Annotated in this window: 11 protein-coding genes; all 11 read right to left on the bottom strand. The window is 45.3% G+C overall.

Features of this window, described 5'->3' with window-relative positions; translation table 11 throughout:
- Positions 1–3 precede the first annotated feature (3 nt).
- Positions 4–1917 carry a heavy metal translocating P-type ATPase gene (locus DXB91_RS07520; RefSeq protein WP_118017342.1) on the bottom strand — a complete coding sequence of 638 codons (1914 nt, stop codon included), beginning with the start codon at positions 1915–1917 and terminating at the stop codon, positions 4–6.
- 108 nt (positions 1918–2025) lie between these two features.
- Complete coding sequence (locus DXB91_RS07515) at positions 2026–2244, bottom strand: cation transporter (RefSeq protein ID WP_055146474.1); 219 nt, start codon at positions 2242–2244, stop codon at positions 2026–2028.
- Positions 2245–2445: 201 nt separating this feature from the next.
- Positions 2446–2667: a phosphopantetheine attachment site gene (locus DXB91_RS07510; RefSeq protein WP_015533823.1), complete on the bottom strand. Its 222-nt coding sequence runs from the start codon at positions 2665–2667 to the stop codon at positions 2446–2448.
- Positions 2668–2706: 39 nt separating this feature from the next.
- The gene (locus DXB91_RS07505; RefSeq protein WP_118017340.1) at positions 2707–4182 is read right to left on the bottom strand and encodes a class I adenylate-forming enzyme family protein; all 1476 of its coding nucleotides are present in this window, start codon (positions 4180–4182) and stop codon (positions 2707–2709) included.
- Positions 4182–5246, bottom strand: coding sequence for a hypothetical protein (locus DXB91_RS07500; protein WP_118017338.1), 1065 nt, complete (start codon positions 5244–5246; stop codon positions 4182–4184). The genes DXB91_RS07505 and DXB91_RS07500 overlap by 1 nt, the downstream gene beginning before the upstream one ends.
- Positions 5247–5263: 17 nt before the next feature.
- On the bottom strand, positions 5264–6853 hold the full coding sequence (locus DXB91_RS07495; protein ID WP_118017336.1) for an MBOAT family O-acyltransferase: 1590 nt from the start codon (positions 6851–6853) through the stop codon (positions 5264–5266).
- A 31-nt stretch (positions 6854–6884) separates the two neighbouring features.
- Positions 6885–8306, bottom strand: coding sequence for an SLC13 family permease (locus tag DXB91_RS07490; RefSeq protein WP_055273732.1), 1422 nt, complete (start codon positions 8304–8306; stop codon positions 6885–6887).
- Between the two features lie 101 nt (positions 8307–8407).
- Complete coding sequence (locus DXB91_RS07485) at positions 8408–9805, bottom strand: sensor histidine kinase (protein ID WP_118017334.1); 1398 nt, start codon at positions 9803–9805, stop codon at positions 8408–8410.
- Positions 9799–10467: a response regulator transcription factor gene (locus DXB91_RS07480; RefSeq protein WP_015533818.1), complete on the bottom strand. Its 669-nt coding sequence runs from the start codon at positions 10465–10467 to the stop codon at positions 9799–9801. Before DXB91_RS07480 ends, DXB91_RS07485 begins: the two co-directional genes overlap by 7 nt.
- A gap of 160 nt (positions 10468–10627) precedes the next feature.
- Positions 10628–11848, bottom strand: coding sequence for an ATP-binding protein (locus tag DXB91_RS07475; protein WP_118017332.1), 1221 nt, complete (start codon positions 11846–11848; stop codon positions 10628–10630).
- A 94-nt stretch (positions 11849–11942) separates the two neighbouring features.
- The gene (locus tag DXB91_RS07470; protein WP_015533815.1) at positions 11943–13349 is read right to left on the bottom strand and encodes an amidophosphoribosyltransferase; all 1407 of its coding nucleotides are present in this window, start codon (positions 13347–13349) and stop codon (positions 11943–11945) included.
- Positions 13350–13759: the final 410 nt, after the last annotated feature.

Here is a 13759-nt window from a genome sequence, read left to right as displayed (position 1 = left end):
CTCCTATTCTTTGAAGCTCAGTGCTCTTGTCGCATTTAATACCGCAAGGATCATAACTCCTACATCTGCGAATATTGCCCACCACATGTTGACAAATCCAACTGCGCCCAGTGCAAGGCATGCAAACTTGATCACAAGTGCAAATACTATGTTCTGGTGTACGATCCTGAGTGTCTTCTTGGATATCTTCATGGCTGTCGCTATCTTTGCAGGATCATCATCCATGAGGACGATATCCGCAGCTTCGATAGCTGCATCGGAACCAAGGGCTCCCATGGCGATTCCTATATCTGCTCTCGAAAGTACAGGGGCGTCATTGATTCCATCTCCGACAAATGCAAGCTTCTCCTTCTCTCCCTTGGCTGCGATGAGCTTCTCGACCTCATCCACCTTGTCTCCAGGGAGAAGTTCACTTCTCACCTCATCCACGCCAAGCTCGCTTCCGACTGCATCTGCAACCTTCTTCGCATCACCTGTGAGCATGACTACCTTCTCCACGCCTGCTGCCTTGAGACCACTTATAGCCTCCTTTGCATTTGGCTTGACAACATCTGATATGAGAATATATCCTGCATACTTTCCATCCACGGCAACATGTATCTCTGTTCCAACCGATGTAGGAACCGCTGCCTGTATGTTCATCTGCTTCATGAGCTTGACATTTCCTGCGGCAACCTCATGACCATCAACAACCGCTGACACACCGTGTCCGCTGATCTCCTTTGCGTCTGTGACCCTGTTGTTGTCGATTTCCTTGCCATATGCCTCCTTCAGGCTCTTGCTGATAGGATGGTTGGAATAGCTCTCGACCAGCGCTGCCTTTTCAAGAAGATCAGCTTCGCTCATTCCTCCCTCAGGATGTATCTCTGTAACCTGGAACACACCCTTTGTGAGTGTTCCTGTCTTATCGCACACGACATACTTTGTGTATGAGAGAGCCTCAAGATAGTTGGAACCCTTGACCAGAATACCCTTTGCCGAAGCTCCGCCGATTCCTCCAAAGAAGCTCAGTGGAATGGATATTACCAGTGCACATGGACAGCTTATAACAAGTGTTGTCAGTGCTCTGATGATCCACTTGGACCATGCTGCAGAATTACCCATGATAATGTTTACCAATGGCGGAAGCACTGCAAGTGCAAGTGCTGCTATACATACAGCCGGCGTGTAATACTTTGCAAATCTTGTGATGAAGTTCTCTGATCTGGACTTCTTCATGCTTGAGTTCTCAACGAGATCAAGGATCTTAGATACGGTCGACTCTCCAAACTCCTTGGTTGTCTCGATCTTTATAAGTCCGTTGAGGTTGACGCATCCACTGATGATCTCATCACCCACATGAACCTCTCTAGGTACGCTCTCACCTGTGAGGGCACTGGTGTTGAGTGATGAAACTCCCTCAACAACCTTTCCATCGATAGGTACTTTCTCTCCAGGCTGTACAACTATGACTGTTCCGATCTGAACGTCATCCGGATCAACCTGTTCCAGCTTGCCATCCTTCTCTATGTTGGCATAATCCGGACGGATATCCATAAGTGCGGTAATGTTCTTTCTGCTCTTGCCCACCGCGTAGCTCTGGAACAGCTCACCTACCTGGTAGAACAGCATAACCGCTGATGCCTCCTTGTACTCACCGAGCACCATGGCACCTACAGTGGCAATCGCCATGAGGAAATTCTCGTCAAATACCTCTCCGTGTATGATTCCGAGAAATGCCTTTTTAAGTATATCGTAACCTATGACGAGATATGGGATCAGGTAAGCCACGATCTCTATGCATCGCCACATAACTGACGGATTCTCAAGATCCACCATCCCGGTCTTGTCAAGCACCGTAAATGTGACAGCCATGGCAACCAGAAGAACCGCCGATATTATAATTCTTCTGAGCACTTTTTTCTGTTTCTTTGTCATAACATCCTCCTATCTGATAGAGCACAGATCTTTCACAGTTAGCCGTGACTAAACAACCTGCTATACCATAATCCGGCAGTCAGCATGCACATGCATAACCGCCTTTGGTTACATAAAGATCTCGCAGTCAGGCTCAACCTTCTTACAAGCCTTAAGTACATTCTTCATAACCTCAGCCTCGTCAGCTCCATCGTCGAACTCAACGCTCATCTTCTGTGCCATGAATGCCACTGTTGCGTCCTTAACACCTGCTACCTTCTTTGTAGCCTCCTCCATCTTTGCTGCACAGTTTGCACAATCAACTTCAATCTTATACTTCTTCATAATAGTTATCTCCTTTTCATTGTTCTCATTGAATCTATGAACATTTAAACATGTATTTAATTATATGTCAACAGTAAAATGCTATTCTTTTTAAAATTTATTTATATGAACATCTGTGCATTTTAAAAAACCTGTGTATATAACATATACACAGGTTTTTGTTCCAGATATATCTGATTCCACTTTCAGATCATGTTTCAGATCCTACTTCAGATCCTCCACAAGCTCATAGAGAGCGATCGCTGAGTTGAAGTTATCAGGTATGATCTCATCACTTGGGATGACAACTCCGTACTTATCTGCTATCTCTGAAATGATAGAGATGATATCGAGTGACTCCAGGATTCCGTCGTCAACGAGTGCCTCCTCATTTTCAAAATCAACATTTGGCTTGATCTTCTTGAGCATCTCAATAAATTCTTTCATTGTTCAATTCTCCTTTGTATGATCTTCTCTGCAAACCATCTATACGTTCTGCTCTGCAAGCTTTCTTACTTCCTTTCGCAGAACTGAACCCTTGAACGTCTTTGGTATACTTTCAACATAGATATACTTTCTTGGAAGCTTGTAGCTCTCAAGTCTGTCAGCAAGAAAGCTTTCAAAATCAGCTTCCTCATAGCCATCCTTCTGCACGACCAGTATGACCGGAAGCTCTCCGGTGATCGGGTCTTTGATTGAAGTGTAAGCCACATCATCTATATGCTCATATCCAAGTGCAAGGTCTTCTATCTCTGCAGGAGATATCTTGCTTCCACCATAGTTTATCACATCATCGGCCCTGCCTACAAGTATGCAGTCGCCATCCTCATCCAGATATGCCAGATCCTTTGTCCTAACATATCCATCCACAATGGTCTCAGCAGTGAGTTCGGGGTCATTGTAATAGCCTTCCATGACTATAGAACCGCCCCAGGACAGAAGTGCCGGTGACTCCGGGCTGCCATTTGTAACCACGTTACCCTCGTCGTCAGAGAATCTTACGACCGAGTTCACGGTAGGTCTTCCTATACATCCTGTCTTGTTGCCATTGCCACTGAACTCCAGTATGCATGCGCATCCGGCTTCAGATGAACCATAGAAATTATACAGTCTTGTATGTGGAAGCAATCTGAGCAGCTTCTCCTTGTCTGACTCGGCAAGAGGTGCTGAGCCTATCTGTATATAATCAAGCTGATCTGCATAATCCGCGATCCTGTCATCCGACAAATGGAATATCATTCCGAGTGATGCCGGTGATATCGCCATGGATGTCACTCCGTATTTCTCTATGAGCTTCCACAGCGTTCCGATAAATACCATTCCGTCCATCAGACATACTGTGCCGCCATTTACCATGTCTGACTGGTATCTTCTTATTCCAAATGAATGGTTGAGAGGCATTGGTATTATCTCCACATTGCCCTTCTTCATGGCTGTTCCCTCGATGACATTGCCGGCTATTCCCACATCACCTCTGTGGTGCATGACAACGCCCTTTGAAGATCCAGTAGTTCCCGTTGTGAAGAGCAGCATCGATCTGTCCTCCTCACCCGGAAGCTCAAGCTCTGCCTCGCTCTCATCCTTCATCCTGGTTATTATTTTCTTCTGGCTTATACACTTTATTCCATCCACAGGCTTGTCTGATATGAGACATGCTGCGTCAACTCTCTGGCCTATCTCAACTGCCCTCTCTGCGGATGTGGATTTCTCTATCGGCACGACAAGCACCTGCATGTACTGCAGTGCAGTGAACACTGTCAGATAATCTATGTTCTGTGTGCATCTGATCATTACATGATCGCCCTTGCATATGCCCATATCCTGCAAAACGTGTGCAGTCTTTCTTATATTGCTCCAATACTCTGCGTATGTGACTGTCTTTCTTAGCTCACACACCGCCAGAGTGTCCGGCTGCGTCTGGGCATACTCCTGAATATAATGTAATACCGTCTGCTTATACATTATTCGTTCTCCTTCTTGTACTTCTCCCATTCTGCCATGAGACTGCTTTCCTCATCTGCCCAGGCATCACAGGCATCAGTCCAGCTCTGCTTCTGCTCATCTGTAAGCTTACTCTGCAGGCCGTAATTGTCCTCTATATATTGTGCAAGATATGTGGTAACCTTCTTGGCACCCGCAATATTTACATGCTTGCTGTTGTAGAAATCTGTGGAATAATCCAGATTCAGTTCATCAAGAACATTGTTCATGTTCAGATAATCATATCCCTTTGAGGCTATGTACTCGTCAAGCTGAAGCTGCTTGGACGCCTGGCCCTTTGATGGATAGTAAGGTGTTGCAACCAGCAGGACCTTAACTCCGAGCTCCTCTGCCTTTGCCTCTATGTCATCTATATATCCGAGTGTCTCATCCGACAGATGAAGCTGTCCGTCAGACTCAAACACAGGCTCCTTGATCTTCGTGATCTTCGCCCTCTGCCTGCCTGTCTTGAACTCGTCCGTTCCCTGATTGAGTCTGTCTATAAGCACCTGTCTGTCAAATGTCAGCAGATTATCGTGATACTTCAGAATAGGGAACATGAGCTCGAACTTGGACTTCTCGTCCGCTCTGTAATACTTCTGTATCATCTCAAACTTCGTCGATGATGGTCTCATGCCCGATGTCATGACTTCCATACGATAATTGTAATGCTCATCCTTTATCTTTGTGACATCGCCTCGTATGATAATACTTCTGACCTCAACCACAAACAGATCCAGATCCTGAGTCTTTGCAGCCTCTTCCATAAGATACGGCGCAAGTCTTATATCCTGAGCCGCAGTACCTATGAGCATCGATGTGTACCCCTGCTCCTCATACGCCTGAGTCGGTATCCAGTATCTGTACATCGAGCTGGAGCCGATGAGCACCGTATTGATGGTGTTATCCTCCTCCGCATAGTAGTTTGTCCACACATCTGCGTCAAAATCCTGTGGCCTTGCCAGTTCTCCCGCCTTGTTCAAGCCAAGGAAAAGCACTGTACATATCGAAAATACTGATATTGTATATTTTATCCACGCTGGCATATCTTTCTCCCTTCTCATCAGAACTGTTCATATATAAATGATGCGCCCGCACCGGAGCCGTATACTCCGCAAATGGCAATGAATGCCAGACCTGCTGCCATGACCAGCCATTTGAATACTATGTTCTGCTTTGCAAGCCATTCTCTGACATCGCCTGTGCTGCCTCTTCTCTCCATGATCTCCTGCGCGATAGACACAGCAAGAAGGAGAAGGCATCCAAATATCAAAACTCTCCACTCTCTTCCTGAAAGTGAAAATTCATCCACAATATTATACACCTTTGAGTGATCAAACACCATGGAACGGATCATCCAGATCGAACTTCGGATTCCCTGTCCCATAAATATAAGACGTCCGATGACACAGAGGATGAATGTCCTGAGCATTCTGAATATCTCCCAGCTTATGCAGTCAGTCTTTATCCTGAGCGCCTTTGTAAGCTTTGCCAGCGGTTCCTCAAAAAGTGTCGACATGCATATCAGCACTCCGTGATACAAGCCCCATGCTATATAATTCCACTTTGCGCCGTGCCAGAGACCGGTCAGCACCCACACACACAGGATAGGTATGCTCGCTGCAAATACCTTTCCTATCACATTTCCTAGGTGATCTCTTATCTTGACATTGAGCTTGAGGAACAGCTTTGATGTTGACACCGGGTAGAATACATATTCTCTGAAGAATGCACCCAGTGACAAATGCCATCTTCTCCAGAACTCAGGAAGTGTCTGTGAAAAGTATGGTCTTCTGAAGTTCTCTCCCAGAACGATGCCGAAGCACTCTGAAGTGCCCCTTACTATGTCCATACATCCTGAGAAATCGCAGTATATCTGGATGGAATATGCGATTCCCACTGCCAGGAATATTCCGCCATGATAATCAAATGTATGCCCAAATATCTCTGTTGTAAAAGCTCCTATCCTGTCAGCTATAACGATCTTCTTCACAAATCCCCAAAGCATGAGCCAGACACCTCTCATGATAGTGTCCATATTGAAGCTGTGCTCCTCCCAGAGCTGATGTCCTACTTCCTCATATCTGGCTATAGGTCCCTGGGTAACATGTGGGAAATAAAGCACATATGACAGGTATCTGAAGAAATTCTTCTGCGCTGATATTCGTCCGTTATACAGATCCACGAGATATGAGATCATCATGAATGAGTAAAATGATATTCCCAAAGGTGCTATGAGATTCCAGTCAGGAATGCTCTGCAATCCGTCGTATGGTATGAATCTCTTTATATTGTCGAGCACAAAGCCAAATGCCTTGAACACCGCCAGAACACCGATAACTATGACAAGTGCCCACACAAGGAACTTCTTTCTCTTCGCCTTCTCAGCAGCCTTGATCTTTCGTGCGGTTCTTCTGTCCGCATCCTTTGCCAGCTCCTCCTGCTCGTCCAGACTCTTCTGCAGCCTCAGTGAGAACAGATAAACGACAACAGCCGTGACAATGACCAGAAACAAGTACTCTATCCCGGCATATCCGTAGAACACAAGACTCGCAAGGAGCAGTATCACCCACTGTATCTTCTTTGGAACTATGTAGTATAGCACTATTGTACACAATAAAAAAACTATAAATGTATAAGTTACTACTGACATGTCCTCTCCCTCTTCTACAAGTAAAAATTATTTATACACTGCTAAACGCCGGCCAGTATTTTAACAGCAGCGCACATACTACTGACATGACCGCCAGAACCAGCAGAGTTATCTTCCAGCCCTCTTTGAACATATACTTTGGCGACAGGCCGTATCCAACCGGTATCGCCCTGATGGATGTCGGAAGCATGTATGACAGGTTGACTCCCACAGATGCCACATATATGTACGGTATCGGATTGAGTCCGCAGCCCTGTGTGATGGATATTACCAGCGGCATGGCTACCGCAGCCGTGGCTGTGTTAGATGTCACATCTGACATGAGAAGTGTAACGGCAAGTATCACGAACACTGTGATAAATCCGCCCTTCATATCAAGCTTTGATATACACTCACCAAGTGCCTCTGCAGCACCGGATTTGTTGATGAGTGTTCCGGCGGCAAGTCCACCGGCAAATATATACATAAGTCCCCAGATGATCTTACCCTGAACATTCTTCCACACCATAATACGCTCTCCGTTCTTGTTGGTGAGAAGGAATGATACTATGGCGCATATGATAAATACATACGCCGGCTTGAGTCCCGGAAGTATGCTCTGGTAGAGCTGTCTGGTAAATGCAAGCACCGTGGCAAGAACAAATAACACAAGTGCTATCTTCTCCTCGTAGCTCATAGGAGGAAGCTCCTTGTATTTTGCTACAAAGTATTCCCTTGAACCGCCAAGCATCTCTGTCTTCTTCACATCACGGATCATGAACAGGATATTTACAAGCACAAGTATGAGCATGATAGGCAGGAATCTTACGACCCATGAAGAGTACATGTACTCCTCGCCTGTTATCTGCTGTATATATTCGACCGTCACAAGATTCATCGCACCTCCGAGCGGCGATGCCAGACCACCGAGTCCGGTTGCATATGCTATCGTGAGAAGTATCTTTGACGCAGTCTTGTTTGTCTTGATGTCGTCCATTCCTATATACTTGAGCATGGCGATCGCTATAGGTGTGATCGTCGCACATACCACTGCATTTGGAAGCACCGCTGACAGAACTGCAGACAACACAAACCAGAACACAAGCTGTATCCTCAAACTGCTGCCGATAAGTCTCAGGAATGTAATGGCTATCCTCTTGTCAAGCCCGGTATTCTCCCACATCACGCTTATGATGGAAGCTCCCAGAAGAAGCAGTATCGTCTCGTCTGCGTAGTTGGAAATGACCGCCGACATGTCAGTCATCTGAAATATCGCATTTAAGGCTATCGGGAGGAATGCAGTTACCGCATAGTCCACCGGGCCTGTTACCCACCAGTACGCCATCCACATGATGGTTCCTATCGCTGCTCTTGACTCAAATGTCGTGAATACTCCGTGTGGCAAAAGTGCCGTAAACAGCCCGAATAACAATGGGCCGATCAGTAAATGTACTATTCTCTTTCGTTCTTTCATAAATATAGCTCCTATTTTCAATAAAACACTGATTTTAAATTATACACATTTAAGATTAATCTTTCATTAAAAAAATTAATATATATTAAAATCCACAGACATTATTCTGCATTTACCGGGATTTTAAATGTAAACAGGCTTCCTTTTCCGGGCTCACTGTCAACATCCACGATTCCGCCGTAATATCTGGCGATCTGCATTACCTGTGACAGACCCAGGCCAAAACCCTCCGCACTTCTGTCTGGCTCACCTCTGTAAAAACTCTCAAATATCTTTTCCTTTGTGCTCTTATCCATTCCCCGGCCCTCATCCCTGACCGAGATAAAATAGCTGTCATTTTTCACACCGCAGGACACATGGATACTACCTCCATCATTGCTGTACTTCACCGCATTTGACATCAGATTGTTCACGACGATAACTATATGGTTCATATTCGCTTTGACCATCGTCGGCTTCAGGTCGTAGGTAAACTTAAGATTCTTCTTACAGATGTACTCCACATCATCGCACACAGACTCCACCACATCCAGCAGATCTACATCCTCAACCGCTATGACTGCGTTTTCATTGTCCATGACCGACATCTGAAGAAGCTGTTCTATGAGCCCCTTCATACGTGAGGTCTGTCTCTCGAATACCTCTATGCTCTCAAGCATCTCCTCATCGCCATTCTTCTCCGCGATCTCCCTGGAAAGCTGACACTGGGCATGCATGACTGCTACAGGTGTTCTCAGCTCATGGGATACATTTGCATTGAACTCGGCCTGTCTCTCAAGCTCCTGATGGACTTTTCTGTACAGGTTGTTATTCGCATCGGTCAGCATATCAAGCTCTTTGAACGGACCGTCATACTCCAGATTCTCTGTAAAATCAAGATTGTCCACGCTCTTATCTATCGAACGGTTCAGGCTTCCCATTGGAACTGCTATCAATTTCCTCAAAGCAAATGCATATATCACAAATGCTATCAGCACGATTCCAATAACACAGTATGATTTATATAACAGTTCACTGTAATTGCTCTCTATATCCCTGACGGATACCATGACACAGATCTTGTATTTAGAAGTCTTCTTCAGCGACTCTTTGTCTGTTCTTCCCTGCCTGACGACCGCAAAATACTTGACCTTCCCTGCATCTATATGCATAAGATCTCTTATGCTTATATCCGGATTATCCGCATATCCCTCAGGCACCTCGCCGTCAAGGATCTCGCCGTCATTTTCCTGAAGGAACACATATATCTGCTCATTACTGTCCGGATCGTCCTCACGGTCGTAAAATCCATCATCTATATGTGGCTTCTTCTGTGAATCATACACTATGTATCGTCTGATCTGGGCTACCTCCTGTGTCAGCTTCTTATAAGCCATCAGGTTCATATCATCCTTCATAAGATTGTTCTGGATGACCAGCAGACAAGATATACCCACCACCAGAATAAGCGCTGTGATTATAACAGTGTATGTTACAAATGATATTTTTCTCTTTAACATTCCAGTTTATAGCCGACACCTCTTATAGTATGGATCAGCTTCTCCTCATAATTATCGTCTATCTTCCTTCTCAGATAACGGATATACACATCTATCACATTTGAATTGACATCGTCATCTATGTTCCAGATGTTCACCCGTATCTGTTCCCTAGTTACTACCACATTTCTGTTTCTAGCAAGGTACTCAAGGATAGCATACTCCCTGACCGTGAGATCAATTACCTTTCCATCCCTGATCGCCTGTCTGTTGTTCATGTCGACCACCAGTGAACCACAGGTTATCACATTCTCATTTACCGGATTCTGGGTTCTCAGCATGACCCTGAGTCTTGCCATAAGCTCCGAGAACTCAAATGGCTTTGTCATATAATCGCTGGCTCCGGCATCCAGTCCCCTGACTATATCCTGTGTCTCCGTCTTGGCCGTGAGGAAAAGCACAGGAACCTGTATCCCCGCATTTCTCATCTCACGCAGGACTGTTATTCCGTCCTTGTTCGGGATCATTATATCCATGATCGCCCCGTCGTAATTCTCCGCTTCCATATAATCAAGTGCCGCCTGTCCGTCATAACAGGCATCCACATTATAGCCCTCTTTGACCAGCTTACTGCATATTATGCTGTTCAGATCCTTCTCATCTTCAACTACAAGTACACGCATACATCCATCCTCCCTGTCATTTTCATCTGTTGGCCACTACAGTATATCGCTGCACGATCGCTGAACAGATATATATTGCCATGCTTTTATGAAAATAACATTAAAAGCCGTCACTTACATCTGCAAAATGTAAATAACGGCTCTCAAATGCTGTTTTTATCTATTCTGTCTTACCGCTCTTCTCATCGTAGGTATCAAGGAAGCTGTGTCGCACGCCTCCCTGCTTGTACTCTATAAGGGTATCGATATTGACATTCTCCACACTCTTGAATATGTTGCCCTCCACAAACGGATTTGTCTTCTTGAGTGTCGCTATAAGCTGCTTGATCTCCTGACGCTTGGACTTCGTCTCCTCATTGTTACATGTTGTGCATGTGTCAGTGAACTTACATGCGCACTGTATGAAATGAAGCTCGTTGTAATCTCTCCACGCTTTGATGTCGTCCTCCCTTACCATATAAAGAGGTCTGATGAGCTCCATGCCCTCAAAGTTGGTGCTGTGGAGCTTCGGCATCATGGTCTGCATCTGCGCTCCGTAGAGCATACCCATGAGTATGGTCTCTATGACATCATCGTAGTGGTGTCCGAGAGCTATCTTGTTACAGCCAAGCTCCTTAGCATAGCTGTACAGATGTCCACGTCTCATCCTGGCACAGAGGTAACATGGTGACTTCTCAACGTTGTACACCGAGTCAAATATATCAGACTCAAATATCTGAATAGGAATGTTCAGCATCCTGGCATTATCCTCTATGACCTTGCGGTTTGCCGGGCTGTAACCCGGATCCATAACTATGAACTTGAGCTCAAATGGGAACTTGTTGTGCCTTTTCAGCTCCTGAAAACACTTTGCCATGAGGAAGGAATCCTTGCCGCCCGATATACATACGGCTATCCTGTCGCCCTCCTTCACCAGCTCATATCTGTTGATAGCCTTTGTGAAGTTGCACCATATCTTCTTGTGGAACTTCTTGCGGAGGCTCTTCTCAACGTCGGCACATATATCAGTCTGTTCCTGCTTGCCCATGGTGTAGAGCAGCCATGATATATATCCGCCTTTAAGGCTCACCGCATCGTATCCCAGCTCTGTAAGTCTCTCCGCCAGCGGAATGCTGTTGGTTCCGTGGGTGCAGCAGATTATGAGTTTCTTTCCCTTTGAGTTGTCCCCGGGCATATATTTCTCAACCGGGAATATCTCACTGGCTGTCTCCGCCAGATTCCCTGGCATCAGCCTGTCCGTCTGGACTGCCATCGCACCCGGTATCGCTCCGTGGGATATCTCAACTTCATCTCTGATATCAACCATCAGATACGAGTCCTTATCCAGTTCCTGCATCTCTTCTATTGTGATCTCTGATATATTCTCTGCACTATTACCCATATTATCTATGCCTTATCTCTACCACCGTTTAATATTTGTCATAAAATGTTCTGTCCTAACCATATATGCCAGGTTATGCGGCTGTTTTCCTGCTCTACTCTTTGCCATCCCAGCAGTATGTACAAAGCTTGCACTTCTCAACTCCGCACGCCTCAAGCATATCGTCAAGTCTGTTGAATCTGAGTGATGTGAAATGCAGCTCCTTGCAGATCTCATCAACCATCTTCTCATACTTCTCTGAATCAGGATCTGTGTACTCCTGAAGTACCTCATCTGTCACATTTCCATTCTCAAGTCTCTCGATAACTCTTCTTGTTATCAGATCCATCTCTGATGATGATCTTGAGAAGTTAAGGTATTTGCATCCGTATACAAGTGGTGGACATGCAGGTCTGATGTGCACTTCCTTGGCACCGCTGTCAAACAGATACTCGGTTGTCTCTCTGAGCTGTGTTCCACGCACGATGGAATCGTCTATGAGCAGAAGGCTCTTATCCTTTATAAGATCCTCAACTGCCAGAAGCTTCATCTTCGCGATGAGGTTACGCTGGCTCTGTATGGTCGGCATAAATGAACGTGGCCATGTCGGTGTGTACTTGATGAATGGTCTTGAAAAAGGTATTCCTGATTCATTGGCATAGCCGACTGCATGCGCTGTTCCTGAATCCGGAACTCCGGCTACGATATCAGGCTTAACGTTATCTCTCTTTGCCATGCTGGCTCCGCAGTTGTATCTCATCTGCTCTACACTCATACCCTCGTATGAACTTGCAGGGTAACCATAGTATACCCACAGGAAGGTACATATCTTCATGTCCTTGCCCGGCTGCACAAGCGTCACGCAGTTGGACGGTGTTAGTACAACAACCTCACCGGGACCGAGTTCTTTATAGTCATGATAGCCAAGGTTCTTGTAGGCAAAGTTCTCAAATGACGCACAGAATGCACCATCCTTCTTGCCTATAACCACAGGAGTTCTTCCGTGCATATCCCTAGCTGCATATATTCCATTCTGGTTCATGAGCAGGAGTGACAGAGAACCATCTATCTTCTCCAGCGCATATCTTATTCCGTCTATCAGATTATCCTTCTGGTTGATAAGGGCTGCCACCAGCTCTGTGCTGTTGATATCCCCTCCGCTCATCTCAAGGAAATGTGAATGTCCCTGATCAAATATCTCCTTGGATATCTCGTCAACATTGTTGATCTTGCTGACAGTTGTCAGAGCATATGTTCCGTGATGTGAACGCACTATGAGTGGCTGTGGCTCATAATCGGATATACATCCTATTCCAAAATAGCCCTTCATGTTCTGCATATCTTTGTCGAACTTTGTTCTAAATGGAGCATTCTCGATATTGTGTATGGATCTGTCAAATCCCTTATCTCCATACACTGTCATGCCTCCGCGCCTTGTTCCAAGATGTGAATGATAGTCTATTCCAAAGAACAGATCAAACACACAGTCATCTTTTGCCGCTACTCCAAAAAATCCACCCATTGTTTTCCTCCTGAAGTGATAAAAATTTGTCATTTTCGCAAACATATCTATATTAGCATAGTATCGGCGGTGATTACAATATTATTTCATGACATTGTTACACATCTATTTTGTGATTTTAGCTTTCATAATATTATGATATACTATTTCTGTTGCCGCCCCTATACTGGCTCAGAAAGGGGGTAAGTACATATGATAACACTTCTTATTACCTTTATTATCTCTGTCATAGCAAGTATTGTTGCCTACTATATTTGCAAATGGCTGGACAAAGATAAGTAATCGGCAACCAGCCTAGGAAATACGTCGTCCTACACGATAGACGGAGAAAACCCCAGAGGGTGCCACCTCTGGGGTTTTCGCTTGCGCCTGTATTGTGTAAAGCACAATGATATACTCTTATTACCTTT

It is taken from the genome of Coprococcus sp. OM06-34AC (assembly GCF_003462545.1).
In the GTDB taxonomy this organism is placed as follows: domain Bacteria; phylum Bacillota; class Clostridia; order Lachnospirales; family Lachnospiraceae; genus Coprococcus; species Coprococcus aceti.
Note: the sequence above shows the minus strand (reverse complement) of the source record. Positions and strands in the feature narration are given on the sequence as shown.